Genomic DNA, 19,684 nt, shown 5'->3' with positions numbered 1-19,684 from the left:
GCCAAGCCGCATCGGCCGCGCGGCTGTCTTCAGCGTCGTGACGGCGGTCACTGATCGGCGCATTGTGCATATTTCCCGCAATAAGGTCCCGAATGCGTGGGAACTCCGAGGTCAATGGTGGTTCAGGGGCCGGCAGGCGCTAGCGTGGTGGACCGATGAGACTGCTGCACACTTCCGACTGGCACCTGGGCCGGGCGTTCCACCGCGTGAACATGCTCGGGGCCCAGGCCGACTTCGTGAGTCACCTCCTGGCCACCGTGCGCGAGCGCGATGTGGACGCGGTGGTCGTGTCGGGAGACGTGTACGACCGGGCGGTGCCGCCGCTGGCCGCGGTCGAGCTGTTCGACGACACCCTGCACCGGCTCGCCGGCCTGGGCGTGCCCACGGTGATGATCTCCGGGAACCATGACTCCGCCCGCCGCCTCGGGGTCGGCGCCGGTCTGATCGACCGCGCCGGCATCTACCTCCGCACCGAGCCGTCGGCCTGCGGGACGCCCGTGGTGATTCCGGACGCGTTCGGCGACGTGGCCTTCTACGGACTGCCGTACCTCGAACCCGCCCTGGTGAAGGCCGAGTTCGGGGTCGAGAAGGCCGGGCACGAGGCGGTCCTCGCCGCCGCCATGGACCGCGTCCGCGCCGACCTCGCCGACCGCGCGCCCGGCACCCGTTCCGTGGTCCTCGCGCATGCCTTCGTCACCGGCGGCGAGGCCAGCGACAGCGAACGGGACATCACCGTCGGCGGGGTCGCCGCCGTACCGGCCGGTGTCTTCGACGGCGTCGACTACGTGGCACTCGGGCATCTGCACGGCTCCCAGACGATCACCGGACGCGTGCGGTACTCCGGCTCCCCGCTGCCGTACTCCTTCTCCGAGGCCGACCACCGCAAGAGCATGTGGCTCGTCGACCTGGACGCCGACGGCACCGTCACCGCCGAGCGCCTCGACTGCCCGGTACCCCGCGAACTGGCCCGTGTCCGGGGCACGTTGGAAGACCTCCTCCACGACCCCGACCTCGCGCGGCACGAGGAGGCGTGGGTCGAGGCGACACTCACCGACCCCGCGCGCCCGGACGACCCCATGGCCCGGCTCACCGAGCGCTTCCCGCACACGCTCACTCTCGTCTTCGACCCCGAGCGCGGCCCCGACGACCCCGACGTGTCGTACGCCCGCCGCCTCGCGGGCCGCGACGACCGCGAGATCGCCGACGACTTCGTGGCCCACGTACGCGGCGCCGGTCCCGACGAGCACGAACAGACCGTGCTCCAGGAGGCGTTCGACGCGGTGCGCGCGGACTCGGTCGTACGGGAGGTGGCGCCGTGAGTGTTCGGCAGGCGGGAACAGGGGGCGCCCGATGAGGCTGCATCGGCTCGACATCACCGCCTTCGGGCCCTTCGGCGGCTCCCAGACCGTCGACTTCGACGAACTGTCCTCCGCCGGGCTGTTTCTGCTCCACGGGCCGACCGGCGCCGGCAAGACCTCCGTCCTCGACGCCGTGTGCTACGCGCTCTACGGTTCGGTGCCCGGCGTACGCCAGTCCGGTCAGGGGCTCACCCTGCGCAGCGACCACGCCGCGGCCGGCACACGCACCGAGGTGCGGCTCGAACTGACCGTCGCCGGGCGGCGGTTGGAGCTCACCCGGCAGCCGCCGTGGGCGCGTCCCAAGAAGCGCGGCACCGGCAGCACGCTGGACAAGGCGCAGAGCTGGCTGCGCGAGTACGACGCGACGGCCGGCACCTGGAAGGACCTCAGCCGCTCGCACCAGGAGATCGGCGAGGAGATCACCCAGCTGCTGGGCATGAGCCGGGAACAGTTCTGCCAGGTCGTGCTGCTGCCCCAAGGCGAGTTCGCGCGGTTCCTGCGGTCCGACGCCGAAGCGCGCGGCAAGCTGCTCGGCCGGCTCTTCGACACCCACCGCTTCGCCGAGGTCGAGAAGCGGCTCGCCGAGCGGCGCCGCGCCACCGAGGCCCAAGTCCGCGAGGGCGACGCCGAGTTGCTCGCGGACGCGCACCGCATGCAGCAGGCCGCCGGTGACGCCATGGAGCTGCCGGACCTCGCCCCGGGCGAACCAGGCCTCGCCAACGCGGTGTTGGGTGCGGCGGCCGTGGCCCGGAGTACCGCACGCGAGCAACTGACCGTCGCGCAGGGCGGGTTGACTGGCGCCGAGTCCGCCCGGGCCGCCGCCGATCAGGAACTGGCCGACGTCCGTGAACTGGCCCGCCTGCAACAGCGGTTCGCGCAGGCGCGGGAGCGGGCCACGCTCATGGAGGAGCGGGCCGACGGCTATCGGCAGGCGCAGGCGCGGATGGAGCGGGCCCGGAAGGCGGAGGCGGTGGCACCGGCGCTGGAGCTGCGCGAGGCCGCCGACACCGAGCACCGGGACGCCGCCCGGGCGGAGACGCGCGCGCGTGGTCTGCTGCCGGACACCTTCGCGGGCGCCGGTGCGGCCGGGCTCGCCGCCGCCGCCCGCCGGGCCGCCGAGGAACTGGGCGGACTGGAGTCGGCCCGCCGCGCCGAGCAACGGCTCACCGAACTCGGCGTGGAGCGCGCCGAGTTGGACCGCCAGGAGCGTGCCGACGAGGACATACGCCAGGAGGCCGAGGCCTGGCTCGCCGAGTGGGACACCACCCGCGCGGCACTCCAGACGCGGATCGAGTCGGCCCAGGAGGCCACCACTCGGGCCGAACAGCTCGGCGTGCGGCGCGAGCCCGCCGAGCGGCGGCTCGGGGCGGCCCGTCAGCGGGACCAGTTCGCCGGTGACACCGAGGACGCCCGGCGTCAGGTGCTCGTCTCCGCCGAACGTGCCGTCGAGGCCCGCGCCCACTGGCTCGACCTCAAGGAACAGCGGCTGAACGGCATCGCCGCCGAACTCGCCGCCCACCTCACCGACGGCGCACCCTGTGCCGTCTGCGGAGCCACCGAACACCCCGCCCCCGCCCGCAAATCCGCCGGACACGTCGACCGCGCGGCGGAGGAACAGGCCCTCACCGCCCACCAGCGCGCCGAGGAACAGCGCACCGAGGCCGAGCGCCGCCTGGGCGTCGTACGGGAAGCCCTCGCCGCCGCCACCGCCGAGGCGGGTGACGCGCCGACCGGTCAACTCGCCGACGAGGTCGCGGAGTTGGAGCGGCTGTACGAGCAGGCGCGCCGGGACGCGTCCTGGCTGCACCCCGCGACCGAGGAACTGCGCCGGGCCGAGCAGGAGCACGAGCGGCGGACCGCGATCCAGCAGCAGGCCGCGGTTCGGGCTGCCTCCCGTACGACCCTGCGCGACACCCTCGACCGTGAACGGACGTCCCTGGAAGGGGAGTTGGCGGAGTCGCGGGGTACCGCCGACAGCGTGGCCGCGCGTGCCGCCCAACTGGAGCGGCAGGCCGCGCTGCTCACCGACGCTGCCGACGCCGTCCGTACCGCCGAGGACACCGCCCAGCGCCTCAAGGACGCCGACGCCCGGCTCGCCGACGCGGCCTTCCGCGCCGGGTTCGACACTCCGCAGGCCGCGGCCGACGCCCTTCTCGACGACACCGCCCATCGTGAACTCCAACGGCGCCTGGACGCCTGGCAGTCGGAGGAGGCCGCCGTACGGGCCGTCCTGGCGGAGGCCGACACGGCGGCAGCCGCGCAGCAGGCCCCCGCCGACCTCGACGCGGCGGAGCGCGCCGCGACCGCGGCCGACCAGCGGACACGGCACGCGGCCTCCGCGCGCGACGCGGCTGCCCGGCGCTGCACCGAACTCGACCGGCTCTCCGCCCGATCGGCCGCCGGGGCACGCCAACTCGCCCCGCTGCGCGAGGAGTACGACCGGGTGGCCCGCCTCGCCGCCCTCACCGCCGGCACCTCGGCCGACAACGAACGCCGGATGCGCCTGGAGTCGTACGTCCTCGCCGCCCGCCTGGAACAGGTGGCCGCCGCCGCGACCGTACGGCTGCAACGCATGTCGTCCGGGCGTTACACCCTGGTGCACTCGGACGACCGGGCCGGGCGCGGCCGTAGCGGACTCGGGTTGCATGTCGTCGACGCGTGGACCGGGCGGGAGCGGGACACCGCGACGCTGTCCGGCGGCGAGACGTTCTTCGCCTCGCTCGCGCTCGCGCTCGGGCTCGCGGACGTGGTCACCGACGAGGCCGGCGGAGTCCGGCTTGACACCCTCTTCATCGACGAGGGCTTCGGCAGCCTCGACGAGCAGACCCTCGACGAGGTCCTCGACGTCCTCGACTCCCTGCGCGAGCGGGACCGCAGCGTCGGCATCGTCAGCCATGTCGCCGATCTGCGGCGGCGGATCCACGCGCAGCTGGAGGTCGTGAAGGGGAGGGACGGGTCGGCCGTACGGCAGCGGGGGCAGTGAGGTCAGTGAGACCCGTGAGACCTGCAAGGCTTGCGAGGTCAGTGGCCCAGCGGGCGGCGGGGGAGCGGTGAGGAGTAGACGACGCTGGTGGTGACCGAGCCCAGGGCGCCGATCTTCCCCGACACCTCCTCCAGGTGCCGCATCGAACGGGCCGCGACCTTGATCATGAAGCAGTCGTCGCCCGTGATGTGATGCGCCTCCAGGATCTCCGGCGTCACCGCGACCAGGTCGTGGAAGGGCTTGTAGTTGCCGTTCGGATAGCGCAGCCGCACGAACGCCAGGATCGGGAGACCCAGCCGCTCGGGGTCCACGACCGCCGCGTATCCCTGGATCACCCCCGCCTCCTCCAGCCGCCGCACCCGCTCGGTGACCGCGCTCGCGGACATGGCGACGGCCCGGGCCAGCTCGGCGAAACTGGCCCGGCCCTCCCGCTGGAGGACGTCGAGGATGCGCCAGTCGGTGGCGTCGGGGGTGTACGTGGAATGCGCGGTCATACCCGAGGAATAGCAGGGGAATCCCCGGCCGATCAAGGGGTACTGCGGGGATCGTCCCTTCAGTGGGCCGGTCGGTGACCGTAGATTTCTCGACGTAGAGGCACCTCGGTGAAAGGCAGGATCATGAGCAGCAGTACCGTCGTCAACCCTGTTCTGCGGGTAGCCCCCGCCGCTCCCCCTGCGGCGGCCGCCCACTTCCGCGCGAGCCTTGCCTTCCATGCCGACGTCTCCGACGTGGCTGCCGCACTCGCGGCCGACGGCGATTCCGGTTCCCCCGCTTTCCCCGGTTTCGTTGTCGTCGACTCGCGCTCCACCGAGTCGTGGGATCAGGGCCATGTCCCTGGAGCGGTCCACCTCCCCACGGCGCTCATCTCGGTGCGGGCGGAGGATCTCCTCGACAAGTCCGTGCCGGTCGTGACGTATTGCTGGGGGCCGGGCTGCAACGGCGCCACCCGGGCCGCCCTCGCGCTCGCCGAACTCGGGTACCAGGTCAAGGAGATGCTCGGTGGGTTCGAGTACTGGGTGCGTGAGGGCTTCGAGTTCGAGACGTGGGAGGGGAGTGAAAGGCGTGCGGTCGATTCGTTGACGGCGCCGGTGGGGGCGGGTGACTGCGGCTGCTGATTCCTGGGCTGTGGTCCTTCAACTCGACGCCCCGGAGGGCGAGTTCGTGCACCGACCGGCGACGCGCCGGGTCTCTTGAACCCTCAACATGTGGGATCGCTGTGCGTGTAGGTTCTGCCCATGGCGCGATACGCGGAGCCGGGAACGGCGGTGCAGTGGGTGGAGTCGGGCGGCGGACCGCTCATAGCGGTGCCGACGACGGTGTTGCCGTTCTGGACGGGAGCCGACGGCGACGAACTGGCCTCGGACTACGACCGGGCCTGCGAGGTCGGTGGATACGCCGGCCTGCTGCCCGTGGGGGACAGCGCGGCGCTGGTCCTCGGGGACGACCCCGCGTCGACCTCCTTCCTCCCGGAACACGGCACGTTCGTACGGTGGTGCGCCGCGAACTCCGAGGACGAGGTCCTCGCCGTCATCCCTGCCGCACTCGCCGGCGCGACCTGGGAGAACGAGGTGCACTGGGACGTACCCGGCCCGGTCGTCCTGTTCGACTCGGCGTGGCCCGGACGGGAGTCGGAGGGCACAGAACATCTGAAGGTCGACCTGGAACCGGGCCGCTACGCCGTCCGCGCGGGGCAGGCGCAACCGGGTCCGGAGACGTGGCTGGGACTGGTTCAACTGCGGCGGCTTTCCGGCTGACGGGTGGGGGGCTCCGGGTCCGGCGTCGGACAGGGACGGCGGCCGCGTCCCGGAACTGCCCGTCGGCAGAAGGGACTTCAGCCCCCGGCGTCAGACGCACACGGCGGCCGTGTCCCGAACTCCTGGACCCGGCCGCCGACATGTCACACCGTGCGTCACCGCACCCCGCGTCAGAGCTGTGACAGCTCGTCCACCAGGTCGTCCAGGCCCAGCGAACCCTGGGACAGCGCGGCCATGTGCCAGGCCTTCAGGTCGAAGGTGTCGCCGTGCCGCTGCTTCGCGTTCTCTCGGCCCAACAGCCAGGCCCGCTCGCCGAGTTTGTAGCCGATGGCCTGGCCAGGGATCGTGAGGTAGCGGGTCAGTTCGCTCTCCACGAAGTCCGCCGGGCGGCTGCTGTGCGAGCCGAAGAACTCCTGGGCCAGCTCGGGCGTCCACCGCTCACCGGGGTGGAACGGCGAGTCCGCCGGAATCTCCATCTCCAGGTGCATGCCGATGTCGACGATGACCCGGGTGGCCCGCATCATCTGTGCGTCGAGGTAGCCGAGCCGCTGCTCCGCGTCCTCCAGGAAGCCCAGCTCGTCCATCAGCCGCTCCGCGTACAGCGCCCAGCCCTCGGCGTTGGCGCTGACTCCGCCGATGGTGGCCTGGTAGCGGGAGAGGTTCCCGGCGACGTGCGCCCACTGCGCGAGCTGGAGGTGATGGCCGGGGACGCCCTCGTGGTACCAGGTCGAGACGAGGTCGTAGACCGGGAACCGGGTCTGGCCCATCGTCGGCAACCAGGTCTGGCCCGGGCGCGAGAAGTCCTCCGACGGCGGTGTGTAGTACGGCGCCGCCGCGCTGCCCGGAGGCGCGATGCAGGACTCCACCTTCCGTACCCGCTCGGCGAGTTCGAAGTGCGTGCCGTCCAGTTCCTCGATCGCCTTGTCCATCAGGCCCTGCAGCCAGACACGGACCTCCTCGACGCCCTCGATGTGCCGGCCGTGCTCGTCGAGGTGCGCGAGCGCCACCCACGGAGTCCCGGCGCCGGGCAGGATCTTCTCGGCCTCCCGCCTCATCTCGGCGAGCAACCGGTGGTACTCGGACCAGCCGTACGCGTACGCCTCGTCGAGATCGAGGTCCGTACCGTTGAAGAAGCGCGACAGACGTGCGTACCGCTCCCGGCCCACCGTGTTCGGCGCGCCCTCGATGGCCGGCGCGTACACGTCGCGCAGCCAGTCCCGCAGTTCCACCACGGCCGCGGTCGCCGCACGGGCGGCCTCGTCCAGCTCGGCGCGCAGGGGGTCGGGGCCCGCCGAGGCGAACTCCTCGAACCAGCCGCGCCCCTGGCCGTCCGTGTCCGACCACTCGGTGAGCTGGCCGATGAAGGTGTCGGTCGGACGCGGGCCCGCGAACAGCTTGCGGTCCAGGCCCAGTTGGAGGGACTCGCGGTAGCCGGCCAGCGCGGTCGGTACCGCGCGCAGCCGCTCGGCGATCGCCGCCCAGTCCTCGTCGGTCTGGGCCGGCGTCACCGTGAACACCTCACGCACCGAGTGCGCGGGCGTGGCCATGTTGCCGACCGCGCGCAGGCTCTCCTCGGCGTCGTGCACGGCGAGTTCGGCGCTGAGCCGCTCGCGCAGCAGGCGCGCACAACGGCGCTCGCTGTCACTGTCCGCGCCGGGTCGGCGCTCCGCCTCGTCGAGCTTCGCGAGGGTCGCCCGCTGAAGCTCCGCGAGTCGTTCCTGACCTGCGGGTGAGAGGTCGGGCAGGCGGCTCGAACTCTCCTTCACGCCGAGATACGTACCGGTGACCGGGTCGAGGGTGATGAGGTCGTCGACGTAGGCGTCGGCGACCTGCCGGGGCAGCGGAGTGTTGGTCTGCGACATGGGGACCATCCTCATACGCGGAACTCGGACCCGTCACCCCGATTCAGCTGTGGGCGTGGCAAGCGGCAGCAAAGGCCCGCAGTCCCACTGCTGGAAGATCAACCGGGTCTCCACCCGGGCCACCTCGCGCTGTGACGTGAACTCGTCCAGCACCAGCCGTTGCAGGTCCGCCATGTCCGCCACGGCCACATGCACGACATAGTCGTCGGGACCGGTCAGATGGAACACGGTCCGCGACTCCGGCAAGGCCCGGATCCGCTCCACGAACGGCCCCACCAGCTCCCGCCGATGCGGCCGCACCTGCACCGACAGCAACGCCTCCAGCCCACGCCCCAACTTGGCCGGATCGAGCCGCAGTTGATGCCCGAGGATCACCCCGGCCCGGCGCAGCCGTGCCACCCGGTCCAGACACGTCGACGGCGCGACCCCGACCTGCGCCGCGAGCTCGCGATACGTCGCCCGGGCGTCGTTCTGCAGCAACCGCAGCAGATGGAGATCCACCGGATCCAGTACGACAGATTCGGTCATGGGCCGAACGTAACACGGGCCATCGGCCGTGAATCCCGTGAGATGTTCACCCTTACGCTCATGGACGCAACGAACCCGCACCCCGCCCCAGCCCCCCGAGCCCTGGCCACCGAAGCCGTGCACGCCGGCCGTGACGACCTCGCCCGGCAGGGCCTGCACGCCCCGCCGATCGACCTGTCGACCACCTACCCGTCGTACGACAGCCGTGGCGAGGCCGCCCGTGTCGACGCCTTCGCCGCCACCGGCGCCGAACCCGACGGCCCGCCCGTCTACGGCCGCGTCGGCAACCCGACCGTCTCCCGTTTCGAGACCGCCCTCGCCCGCCTCGAAGGCACCGGGAGCGCGGTGGCGTTCGCCAGCGGCATGGCGGCCCTGACCGCCGTCCTCCTGGCGCGGGTGGCGTCGGGGCTGCGGCACGTGGTGGCGGTACGACCCCTCTACGGCAGCAGCGACCACCTCCTCACCGCCGGGTTGCTCGGCACCGAGGTGACCTGGACCGACCCGGCCGGGATCGCCGACGCGCTGCGCCCGGACACCGGTCTGGTCGTCGTCGAGTCCCCGGCCAACCCGACCCTGGCCGAACTCGACCTGCGTGCCGTCGCCCACTCCTGCGGCTCGGTACCGCTCCTCGTGGACAACACCTTCGCCACCCCGGTCCTGCAACGCCCCGCCGAACACGGCGCCCGCATCGTCCTGCACAGCGCCACCAAGTACCTCGGCGGGCACGGCGATGTGATGGCGGGCGTGGTGGCCTGCGACGAGGAGTTCGCCGGGCTGCTGCGCCAGGTACGGTTCGCGACGGGCGGCGTGCTGCATCCGCTGGCCGGTTATCTGCTGCTGCGCGGCCTGTCGACCCTGCCGGTACGGGTGCGGGCCGCGTCCGCCAACGCCTCCGAACTCGCCCGCCGTCTCACCGCCGACCCGCGCGTGGCCCGCGTCCACTACCCGCGCATCGGCGGCGCGATGATCGCCTTCGAGGTCCACGGCGACCCCCACGAGGTCACCGCCGCCGTCCGCCTCATCACCCCCGCCGTCAGCCTCGGCAGCGTGGACACCCTGATCCAGCACCCGGCCTCCATCAGCCACCGGGTGGTGGACGCGGAGGACAGGAGGGGTTCGGGTGTGAACGACCGCTTGCTGAGGCTGTCGGTGGGACTGGAGGACGTCGATGACCTCTGGGCCGACTTGGACGGGGCGCTCGCGCCCCTCTCAAGGGGCGCGGGGCTGTGCTCATATGCGGCTCCGCCGCGGGGCGCGACCAGCCGCATCTGACCGGCAGAGGCCGACCAACCCGCAATGACTACGGCGCTTCGGCCCGCCCGAACTCCGTGATCTCCCCGGCACCCACGGCCGCACTCAGCCGAGCCGTGACGACCAACGTCCCCTCCTCGATCTGATAGTCGAGCGGCAGACCGAGTGCCCGCATCGCCGCGACCATCCCCGTGTTGGACGCCTGCGTCACGGCGTACACGCTCTCGCACCCCGCCTCGACTGCCATCCCCACCAGCCGCCCCAGCAACTCACTCCCGATACCCCGCCGCTGCCAGTCGTCCTCGACCAGCAGCGCGACCTCCGTCTCGTCCCCGTCCCACAACAGGTGCCCGAGCCCGACGATCCGCCCCGACGCCGTCTGCACGGCGAGCGTCCGCCCGAAGCGCGGAGAGAGCAGGTGGTTGAGATAGCGGTCGGCGTCACCGACCGGCCCGTGGTACCGCATACCGAGCGTCCGCGCCGAGCACCGCTCGTGCATCTCCCGCGCCGCGTCCAGATCACCGGTGTCCGCGCGCCGCACGGTGATCGCGTTGCCCTCGGGCAGCGTCAGTACGTCCTGGCTGCGCGGGATGCGGGGACCGAGCCGGGCGTCCAGCTCGACCAGCGCCCTCGCCCGGGCGAACTCGGTGGGCGTGAACGGCAGATACGGCCGCTCCACTGTGATCACTCCGCCTTCCGGCGCCCGCAGTCGCATGACCGTGTCCTCCAACGCCCCCTCCACCGGCACCGACTCCGGTTCGCGCCCCTTGCCGGCGACAACGTTGGCGGGCAGCGAACGGATGGTGCACCGGCCCAGCAACTGCCGTAGCGCGAGCGGCAGTTCGGCCGCGTCCAGGGCCGTGCGCGTGGCCAGGCCCAGGACGCGGGTCGGCGCGTCCACCAGGTCGTGGGCGTCGGCACGCTCGATCCAGGTACCCGAACCGCCGGCCGACGCCACCGCCCGGGTGATCTCGGACGCCGCGACCTCGGCCGGAGCCCGCAGCAGGAACTCGTCCACCGTGCCCTCGGCCAGCGGATGCGTCTGCAGGCTCAGGATGTCGACCCGCTGACCGGCCAGCGCCGTGCACAGCACCGCCAGCGACCCCGGCGCGTCCCGCACCGTCGTCCGCATCCGCCACAGCGCGGCCGCCTCGGCGACGGGGTCGGCCGGAGCGGAGGACTGTGCGGACTCGGACTCGGACTCGGACTCGGAGGTGGACGCGGACCCGTGCTCTGCCCCGGTCGGCCGGGCGCCGGTATCGCCCGTCGGCGGCGCATGACCGTGGCGGCGTGACCACCACGTGTGGAACCCCGCCGTGGCGATCAGTGCCAGCGCGGAGATCGCCAGCAGCACCGGACCGTCGGGCCCGTGCCCCACCAGATCCGCCACGACGTCCGCCACCGCGACCGCCGTGAACAGCGCGGCCAGCTCCACCAGGTCCCGCCGCCAGTGGTGCACCGGACGCCCGTGCTTCGCGCGCGTCACGTCAAACATGTCTCGACTCATGCACCCACTGTGAAGGAAGGGTGTTGCGTGATCACGAACGCTCTGTGACCTACTGGTAAAAGCGTGGTTCTGTACCTTTTGCCGTTCTTTTGGTGAGTGCGGTGCACCGGAGGTCAGCCCTGTCGCCCTACGTCATGCGGCCACCTCCTCCACCAGCGCACTGCGCAGCCGACGTGCCTGCGTGACCAGCCGGGACGAGCCGCCCCGGGCCGCCGTCTGCGCCAGATACGGCAGTTCACCCCGCGCCCCGGACCGCTCCGCGCACTCGGCGGCCACGGCCAGGAGGTCCCCGAGCCCCCGCGCGTGGGCGGGCTTGGCATCACCGTCGAGGTCGGCGAGCAGCGCGGCCAGGGTGTGCCGGAGGATCCCCCAGATGGTCGCGTTCGCCCCGGTCGCCGCCCCTGTCCGCACCGACTCGGCGAGCCGCGACGGCTTCACGGCCCCGCTCCGCACCAGCTCCCCGAGATCAGCCCCCAGCCGGGCCCCGTCCAACTGCCCCCGCGCCGCGAGCACCAGCAACGCGTCTACGGCGGCGAGCCGGTCCTCGGGGTGCCGCGCACCGAGCCCGTACGCCAGACACAGGTGCGTGGCCTGACCCGCCACCCCCTCGGACTCGGCCAGCAGCGGGAGTACGGCCGCTGCGCCGCGGGTGTCGTCCAGCGCGGCGGCGGACACGTCCCGCACCAGCCGAGCCGCCACCAGTTCGCGACGCTCGGGGAGTATCGCGAGCCAGTGCCGCTGCATGTCCTGGTTCCAGTGGTAGCAGTACCAACGGTCGCCGTTGGCGGTCACCGGCTTGCCCAGCGCACGGAACTCCGCCGGGAAGTCCTCCTGAAGATCGAGGAGTTCACCCAACTCCACCACGACGCGCGCCCCGGACGTCCGGCGCCTGCTCAGCGGCAGGGTGGGGCTCTCGGACGTCAGCCGGCGCGCGAGCCGGGTGCCCTCCGCCGTGCCGAGCGCCTCCGCCCGCTCGGCGGCAGCGGCGGCCGCCACCCGGTCCTCGCGGCGCACCCGCAGCAGCGCCTGCGCGAAGTCGGCCTCCGAGACCCGCGCGCCCAGACGCCGGTACGCGTCCAGCCGGTCCACCAGCTCGTCCGGCTCCAGCAACCCCGTGCTCCAACTCGGCGTCGACAGCAGGAACGGCAGTGGCTCCGCGCGGAGCCGGTACGCCACTTCCCACACCCGGGCGTCGAAGGCCCGCGCCAGTGCGCTGTGCCCGCACTCCCGGCCCCGGTGGCCGTGCCGCATCCCTTCGTGGAGGGTGACGGTGCGCACCTTGTCCAGGAGGGTGGCCAGCAGGAGGTCGAACCCGTACGACCCGCTGCCGAAGGTGTGGTGCGACCTGCTGAAGTGGTCGTCCGGACGCTGGACGTGCCCGGGGCCGTCACCGGCCCACCAGCGGCGCGCGACCACCGGCACCAATGCCTCCAGCAGGGTGTCCCGGTCCTGGTACGCATGGCGGACGAGCCCGTCCAGCGTCCGCTCGAACGTCGCCACGTCGCCCTCGGTCGCCAGCAACACCCCCACCTCCTCGGCGAGTTCGACCGCCGACTCGGGCGCTGGTACGAGGCGCGCCGGCTCCGGTGCCGGCGGGAGCATCTCCTCGTACACCAGCGCCGCCGCCGTCACCGGCGCCGCGCCCAGCGTCTCGACCGCGCGTGCGCGCAGGACGGGGGTCAACTGGTCGGCGGCCGCGGCGAGTTCGGCCAGTACCCCGGGGGAGGCGACCTTCTTGAGGTGTCGCTCGACCAGCTTCAGTGCCCGCTCCTGTACGTCCGCGTCCTCGTGCCCGAAGGCCTGCGCGAGGGCGGGCAGCACTTCGTCGGCGGCCGACGCGTCCCGCGCCAACACCTTCCCCAGCAGCACGAGTTGGGCCCGGACGAGCTTCTTCTCGGGCCGGAACAGCACGGCGTCCGACATCTCCGCCAGTCGACGCGGCGTCAACTCCCCGTCCAGGGCCAGGGAACCGAGCACCGACTGGGCATGCGAGGCCACTGTGGGTACCGCGTCCGACGTCAGCGCCAGCCAGTCGGCGACCCGCTCCCGCTCCTCGTCGCGAGTCAGGGCGAGGGCCTTCAACACGCGCAGGAACACCCGGTTGTCGAGGGTCGTACCGCCCCGCAGCAGCCGGGCCGCACACGCGTCCACCGCGCGCTTCCGGTCCAGGACGCCTTCGGTGGTGAGCTGGGCGAGCGCGTCGACCCAGCTGTTCGGTCCCTCGGCCGAGGTCCACTCCAGCGGGCTGCCGATGTCCTCCGTCTCGAAGACGGCGTCCACCAGCTCCGCGAGATGCGGATCCTTGCGCAGCCGGTCCAGCAGGGTGTTCCCGAGCTGCCGCAGGTTGCCGATGTGCTCCACCCAGGCCCGCACATAGGCGTCCGTCGTCGGCACCGGGCAGCCGGAGAGCCGTACCAGACCGGCCATCAGCTCGTACGGCACGTCGGCGGAGGCCGGGCGTCCGGCGAGGCGGTGCGTCACGTCGGCGAGCCAGGCGGTGTCGCGGTCGCCCAGGATGTGGATCAGCAGCGCCGGTGACGACTGCGACCAGCGCATGTCGGTGGCGGCGATCCAGGTCGCCGCGGCCGCCGCCCCGGTCTCGCAGGCGGCTCCGGCCGCGTGCAGAGCCGGGTAGGCGCGGCGGGACGGCTCCTCCCAGGGCGCCTTGCGCAGCTCCTTGCGGAGTTCCTTCAACTCCGGGAGAAACGCCCGCCGTTCGGCGTCCGTCAACCCGTCGAGCAGCCCCACCGCCTCGGCCGTCCGGCCCGCCCGCACCGCTTCCATCAGCGAACTCATCGCACACCCCCGTCGACCCGCACCATGGTCTGATCCGCGTTCCGGTCCGCATCCCGGACCGTGCTCTGCTCCGTCGCTTCGCCCCGCCGCACCATCCGTACCGCAAGCGCGTGCTTGCACGGCCCGCGCCCGCCCCGGTACTTCGCCCACCACACGCAGCTGCAACTCAGCACCCCCGCCTCGTCCCGCACCCGGTGCACATGACCGTCCTCGGCGGTCACCGTCCCGAGCGCGCCCTCCAAGGTCACCGCCCCCGCCGCCACCAGCGCGCGGGCCGAACGCAGCCGGGGATTGTGACGCTCCACGCGCTGCGCGTCGTACGGCAGTTCACGGTGGAAGTAGGCCGCCTCCGCCGTGTCGTAGCCGACGCGCCCCGAGGTGCCCAGCCGGGTCAGCGCGGCGCGGACCCGCTCGGGGGTGAGTCCCGAGGAGGCGGCCATGTCGGCGACGTCGATGCGGGGCTCCCAGGCCAGCAGTACGGAGATCAACTCCGCGTCCTCGCCCGCCTCGTCGGCGGCGAGTGCGTCCAGGACCCCGCCCTCGCCGGAGAATCCGCGTGACGCGTCCGGCGACAGCGTGAGGGTGAGCCGCATGCCCGGCAGGACGGCCTCCCACGCGCCGGCCGTCGCCGAGGCGCCGATGACGGAGGGGCCGTAGATCCGCAGGGCCGTCGCGTGGCGCAGGACGCGCTGGAGTGCGATCAGGCGCTCCGGGCCCGGGAGGCAGACCGCGCCCGGTACGGGGCGGGTCGTCGGGCGGAGGCCGCGTCCCGCCGGAACGACCCAGCGAGGGCCGCTCGTGGTGCCGCGCGCGCCGCTCTTCGGGAGTGAGCGCAGGAACCGGACCGCCTCCGCCGCGGGCAGCTCGGCCCGGAGGTCGAAGCCGGCCGCTATGACCTGGGCCTCCGCGAAGCCGCGGAGCCACCGGTCCGGGAGCGGCACCTTCTTCTCCACGACCGGGCCGTCGAGCGTGGTCACGGCCAACTCCTCGGGGCCGACCCGGAGATGGAGCGGGTCGTCCGTGCCGATCCGGGACAGGGCCTCGCGCAGCGGGTTGTTGACGTCGACGTTCGTCGTGCCGTGTCCCACCTCGTCGCCGTCGAGTCCGGGGGCGAGGACGTCCAGCCGCGCGTACACCCCGCCGCAGCCGGAGAAGGACTCGAAGCGCAGCCGGTCGCCGCCCGCCGTCACCACCGGGTCGAGGGAGGCGGCCAGTTGGCGCTGGTAGTAGCGCGTGGCCGCCACGTCCGCCACCGCCAGCAGCGCTGCCGAGGCCACCTGAGGCGAGGTCAGGAAGCCCGCGAAGAAGCGCGGATGGTCGGTGACACCCGAAGGAGTCGCACCTCGTGAGGTCTCCAGCCCGAGGCGCCGTCCATCCGCCGACGACTCCAGCACGGAGGGTCGGGGATAGGTCACGGCCTGCAAAGATCGCGTCATGGGAAAACCGTAGAGGCGACCACTGACAATCGCTCTGACCTGCGAAAACGTCTATTCCGACGGAGAGTTGGCAGGCATCGGCACACGCCGCGCACCGGGGGATGACGCCGGTGCGCGGCTCAGGTACGAGGGTAGTGGAGTTACTGGCCGACCCGTCCCGGCTGAAGGGTCTTGGCGAACAGCACGGTGCCGTCCTGCTCGCGCAGACGCACCGTCAACTCCCCGCTGTGGCCGTCGATGTCGACCTCGCCGAAGAACTGGTAGCCCTCGGCCGGCGACACGTTCTGCGCGGTCGGCGCCTTCACGAACACCCGCTCCGGACCGAAGGTGTTGTCGAGAGCGCTGGCCGGGAAGGCGCCCGCGTTCAGCGGACCGGAGACGAACTCCCAGAACGGCTCGAAGTCGGTGAACGCGGCCCGCGAGGGCTGGTAGTGCTGGGCGGAGGTGTGGTGCACGTCGGCCGTCAGCCACACGGTGCCGGTGATCCGCCGGTGCTTGATGTACCGCAGCAGCTCCGCGATCTGCAGCTCACGCCCGAGCGGCGCGCCCGGGTCGCCCTGCGCCACCGCCTCGATGTTCGGCTTGCCCTCGGTCGCGTCGGGCACGACCAGGCCGAGCGGCATGTCGGCGGCGATCACCTTCCACACCGCACGCGAGCGCGACAACTCCCGCTTGAGCCACTCCAGTTGCTCCCGGCCGAGGATGCCCTGCGGGTCCACGGTCTGTTTGTCGGGCGAGTTGGCGTTGCGGTAGGTCCGCATGTCCAGGACGAACACGTCGAGCAGCGGACCGTGCCGCATCACACGCTGGACCCGGCCCTCCTTCGCACCCGGCCGCAGTGTCGAGATCGGGAAGTACTCGCTGAACGCCCGTCGGGCGCGCACCGCCATGACGTCGACGTTCTTCTCCGTGTAGCGGGTGTCGGAGGTGGCGATCACCTCGCCCGGGTACCAGTTGTTGCGCACCTCGTGGTCGTCCCACTGGATGATCGACGGGACCTGGGCGTTGAACCGCTTGAGGTTCTCGTCGAGCAGGTTGTAGCGGAAGTTGCCGCGGAACTCGGCCAGGGTCTCGGCGACCTTGGACTTCTCCTCCGTGGTGACATTCCTGTAGAGGCTGCCGTCGGGCAGCGCCTGGGTCGCCGTGATCGGACCGTCGGCATAGATGTTGTCGCCGCTGCACACGAAGAAGTCCGGGTCCAGCTTGGCCATCGCGTCGTAGATCCGGTAGCCGCCGAGGTCCGGGTTGATGCCCCAGCCCTGCCCCGCGAGGTCACCGGACCACAGGAAACGCACGCCGCGCCGCCCGGTCGGCACCGTGCGGAACGTGCCGTCGACCGGCTCGCCCGTACGGTGCGGGTCGTCGGGGTCGGCGAGCAGGACCCGGTAGTGGATCTGCTGCCCCGAGGGCAGCCCGCGCAGCCGGGTGGTGCCGGTGAAGTCCGTGTCGGCGCCGAGCAGCGGACCGTGCCACCGGTGCGGATTGCGGAACGACTCGGTGGCCGAGGTCTCCACGATCATCCGGGCCGGGCGGTCCGAGCGCACCCACACGAGCCCGGAGTCCGAGGTCACGTCTCCCGCCTGCACGCCCCAGCCCGCCTGGGGACGCCCGGACAGGGCGAAGGCCGGGGCGGCGCCGAGGGCGGCGGGCACGGTCAGGGCCGCCGACGCGGCCAGGGAGCCGCGCAGAACGCTACGGCGGGCGGGGAACGGACGATGTGACATGGGGTTGCGCCTCCACGGACGGGATGCGGTCAGGGTGCACTGCCACAACTACTGGTGCGCCACAGCGCACACGCAAACCAGGGGTGAACAACGGAACGCGGTGACATGGGGGCCCGCGTGCGACACCAGAGACTCTCTACGGGCGTACGGCGCCGGCCATCAGACCCACACCCGCACGAATCCGCCCGGGCGACAGATGCGCGTACCCCAGGACCAGCCGTACGACCGCGTCGTCCACGCGCGCGTGGGCGTATGCGCTGAGCGGGCGCACCGCGACACCGGCGGAGGCCGCGCGTTCCAGGAAGTCCTCCTGAGGGCCGTACTTCTCCGGCAGTTCGGCGATGACGTGCAGTCCCGCCGCGATGCCGGTCACCTCCGCTCCCGGGAAGTGCTCCTCCAGGGCGGCGACGAGGGCGTCACGGCGCTGTCGGTAGGCGCGCTGGCAGCGGCGCAACTGGCGGTCGTAGTCGCCGCGTTCCAGGAAGCGGGCGAACAGTGCCTGGTCGAGCGTCGGGTGGCCGAGGTCCATGGTGCGCTTGCGTTCGACGACCTCGTCGGCCAGCGACTCGGGCACCAGCAGCCAGCCGAGCCGCAGCCCCGGGGCGAGGGACTTGCTGACCGAGCCCGCGTAGGCCACATGCTCCGGGTCGAGACCCTGGAGCGCGCCCACGGGGGCTCGGTCGTAGCGGAAGTCGCCGTCGTAGTCGTCCTCGAAGACCAGACCGTCCACCGACTGCGCCCAGTCGAGGAGTTGGGCGCGCCGCCGCGCGGAGTAGGCGATGCCCGTGGGGAACTGATGGGCGGGTGTGGTCACCACGGCCCGTACGCCCGACGCCCGTAGCGGCCCGACCGCGAGACCCTCCCCGTCCAGGGGCAGCGGTACGGTGCCGACGCCCGCCGAGGCGTACAGGGCGTCGTGCTGGGGGCTGCCCGGGTCCTCGACGCCCACGGTGCGTGTCCCGCGCGCGCGGAGCACGAATCCGAGCAGCGCCGTCGCCTGCGCCACTCCGGAGACCACGACGAGCCGCTCCGGGTCGGCGACCACACCCCGGCGGCGCGCCAGGAGTTCCGCCAGCGCCGTACGCAGCCGGGGCAGCCCGCGCGGATCGGGATAGCCGAGCATCTCGTGCGGCGCCTCAGCCAGCACACCGCGCTGCGCCGACGCCCAGGCGGCACGCGGGAACAGCGACAGGTCCGGGGTGCCGGGCACGAAGTCGGCGCGGGCGCCGGGGGAGCGTGGCGCGAGGTCACGCGCGTGTGGCCGCGCCGCCCGTACGGCACCGCCCACCCAGGTGCCCGCACCCCGCCCGCTGCGCAGATAGCCCTCCGCCGTCAGCTGCTCATACGCCTCTGTGACCAGCCCCCGGGACACCCCGAGGTCGGCCGCCAGGTCCCGGCTCGACGGCAGCCGGGTGTCCGGCGCCAGCCGCCCCGAACGCACCGCCTCGCGCAGCGCCGCCTGAAGGGAGCGGCCACGCGCGCGTGCCGGTGCCGACGCCGCGGGCAGCAGCAACTCCCAGGCGGCGGAACCCGGCAGACCCTCCGGACCGGTCGGCTCCTCCGGATTGGTCCGCGATGACGTCATGGAAGTGGACCTTAAACCGGACCGCCGATCTCCCTAGCGTCGCCGCCATGAACGCCACCACCGCCCGCGGCACCCCGCTCGCCGCCTTCGCCTGCGTCCTCGTCGGAGCGTCCTTCACCGCGAACAGCGTCCTGGGTCATTACCCATACGCGGGCGGCCAGTTCCTGCGCTACGGCCTCGCCTGCCTGCTCCTCGTCCCGTTCACCGGCAAGGACGCGAGGGCCCGGCTGCGGACGCTCACCCCACGCCAATGGGCCCGTCTCGCACTGCTCGCGGCCGTCGGCATGGTCGGCTTCAACCTGGCCGTCATCGCCGCCGAACGCAGCGCCGAACCGGCCGTCCCGGGCGTCTTCGTGGGCTGCGCCCCCGTGGCCGTCGCGGTCCTCGTCCCCCTCCTGGAAGGACGCCGGCCACGGCGGATCGTGCTCTACGGGGCGTCGCTCGTCGTCGTGGGCGCGTTCGCGGTCCAGGGATGGGGCCGTACGGACGGCGCCGGAATCGCCTTCTCCGGGTGCGCACTTGCGGGAGAGGTGGGCTTCGCGGTGCTCGCGGTTCCCGTACTGCGGCCCCTGGGACCACGATTGCTGTCGGCCACCGTGTGCGGGCTCGCCGCGGTCGAGGCGGCGACGGGCGGACTCGTCCTCGACGGGACCGCCTGGCTGCGGCGCCCCGACGGCACCGAGGCCGCCGCGCTGCTGTGGCAGGCGGCGGTCGTCACGGTCGTCGGCTTCGTGTGCTGGTACATGGGCATGCAGCGGATCGGCGCGGAGCGCGCCACGCTCTTCTCAGGCCTCATCCCGGTCGTCGCCGCCGCTACCGCGCCGCTCGTCGGAACGGGCTCCTACGGGGCCGCCCAGGCCGCAGGCAGCGCCCTCGTCGGCGCCGGAGTGGCCCTGGGAT

The 19,684-nt window shown here is 72.6% G+C and carries 13 protein-coding genes and 1 pseudogene; 6 read left to right on the top strand and 8 right to left on the bottom strand.

Annotated features, from left to right (window positions below):
* Positions 1–155: 155 nt before the first annotated feature.
* Complete coding sequence (locus OG496_RS12605; RefSeq protein WP_405970922.1) at positions 156–1,319, top strand: exonuclease SbcCD subunit D; 1,164 nt, start codon at positions 156–158, stop codon at positions 1,317–1,319.
* 31 nt (positions 1,320–1,350) lie between these two features.
* Positions 1,351–4,341 carry an AAA family ATPase gene (locus OG496_RS12600; protein WP_405970921.1) on the top strand — a complete coding sequence of 997 codons (2,991 nt, stop codon included), beginning with the start codon at positions 1,351–1,353 and terminating at the stop codon, positions 4,339–4,341.
* Positions 4,342–4,379: 38 nt separating this feature from the next.
* Here OG496_RS12600 and OG496_RS12595 read toward each other — a convergent pair whose 3' ends face one another.
* Positions 4,380–4,835 (bottom strand): Lrp/AsnC family transcriptional regulator, encoded by a 456-nt coding sequence (locus OG496_RS12595; RefSeq protein WP_405970920.1) that lies wholly within the window; start codon positions 4,833–4,835, stop codon positions 4,380–4,382.
* 123 nt (positions 4,836–4,958) lie between these two features.
* Here OG496_RS12595 and OG496_RS12590 point away from each other — a divergent pair, with 123 nt between their 5' ends.
* Positions 4,959–5,456 carry a rhodanese-like domain-containing protein gene (locus OG496_RS12590; RefSeq protein WP_405970919.1) on the top strand — a complete coding sequence of 166 codons (498 nt, stop codon included), beginning with the start codon at positions 4,959–4,961 and terminating at the stop codon, positions 5,454–5,456.
* Between the two features lie 120 nt (positions 5,457–5,576).
* Complete coding sequence (locus OG496_RS12585) at positions 5,577–6,095, top strand: immunity 21 family protein (protein WP_366497241.1); 519 nt, start codon at positions 5,577–5,579, stop codon at positions 6,093–6,095.
* A gap of 170 nt (positions 6,096–6,265) precedes the next feature.
* On the opposite strand, the gene OG496_RS12580 is transcribed toward OG496_RS12585, so the two are convergent.
* Together OG496_RS12580 and OG496_RS12575 are read right to left on the bottom strand one after the other, a co-directional pair.
* Positions 6,266–7,957: a DUF885 domain-containing protein gene (locus tag OG496_RS12580; RefSeq protein ID WP_405970918.1), complete on the bottom strand. Its 1,692-nt coding sequence runs from the start codon at positions 7,955–7,957 to the stop codon at positions 6,266–6,268.
* A 33-nt stretch (positions 7,958–7,990) separates the two neighbouring features.
* Positions 7,991–8,485 (bottom strand): Lrp/AsnC family transcriptional regulator, encoded by a 495-nt coding sequence (locus OG496_RS12575; RefSeq protein WP_366497238.1) that lies wholly within the window; start codon positions 8,483–8,485, stop codon positions 7,991–7,993.
* A gap of 60 nt (positions 8,486–8,545) precedes the next feature.
* On the opposite strand from OG496_RS12575, the gene OG496_RS12570 reads away from it, so the two are divergent.
* Positions 8,546–9,757, top strand: a complete 1,212-nt coding sequence (locus tag OG496_RS12570) for a trans-sulfuration enzyme family protein (RefSeq protein WP_405970917.1) — start codon at positions 8,546–8,548, stop codon at positions 9,755–9,757.
* Positions 9,758–9,785: 28 nt separating this feature from the next.
* Here OG496_RS12570 and OG496_RS12565 read toward each other — a convergent pair whose 3' ends face one another.
* From OG496_RS12565 to OG496_RS12545, 5 genes are all read right to left on the bottom strand, one after another.
* Positions 9,786–11,231, bottom strand: coding sequence for a GNAT family N-acetyltransferase (locus OG496_RS12565; RefSeq protein ID WP_405970916.1), 1,446 nt, complete (start codon positions 11,229–11,231; stop codon positions 9,786–9,788).
* Between the two features lie 144 nt (positions 11,232–11,375).
* Positions 11,376–14,039, bottom strand: a complete 2,664-nt coding sequence (locus OG496_RS12560; protein ID WP_405970915.1) for a DUF6493 family protein — start codon at positions 14,037–14,039, stop codon at positions 11,376–11,378.
* Positions 14,036–15,475, bottom strand: coding sequence for an SWIM zinc finger domain-containing protein (locus OG496_RS12555; protein WP_366497235.1), 1,440 nt, complete (start codon positions 15,473–15,475; stop codon positions 14,036–14,038). The genes OG496_RS12560 and OG496_RS12555 overlap by 4 nt, the downstream gene beginning before the upstream one ends.
* A 140-nt stretch (positions 15,476–15,615) precedes the next feature.
* Positions 15,616–17,199, bottom strand: coding sequence for an alkaline phosphatase D family protein (locus OG496_RS12550; RefSeq protein ID WP_405970914.1), 1,584 nt, complete (start codon positions 17,197–17,199; stop codon positions 15,616–15,618).
* Positions 17,200–17,335: 136 nt separating this feature from the next.
* The gene (locus tag OG496_RS12545; protein WP_405970913.1) at positions 17,336–18,784 is read right to left on the bottom strand and encodes a PLP-dependent aminotransferase family protein; all 1,449 of its coding nucleotides are present in this window, start codon (positions 18,782–18,784) and stop codon (positions 17,336–17,338) included.
* Here OG496_RS12545 and OG496_RS12540 point away from each other — a divergent pair.
* Positions 18,775–19,668 (top strand): annotated as a pseudogene (locus OG496_RS12540) (DMT family transporter); the annotation flags it as partial. The gene OG496_RS12545 and the pseudogene OG496_RS12540 overlap by 10 nt on opposite strands.
* Positions 19,669–19,684: the final 16 nt, after the last annotated feature.

The organism is Streptomyces sp. NBC_00988 (genome assembly GCF_045162645.1).
GTDB lineage: Bacteria > Actinomycetota > Actinomycetes > Streptomycetales > Streptomycetaceae > Streptomyces.
This window is presented reverse-complemented; position numbering and strand designations above follow the sequence as displayed.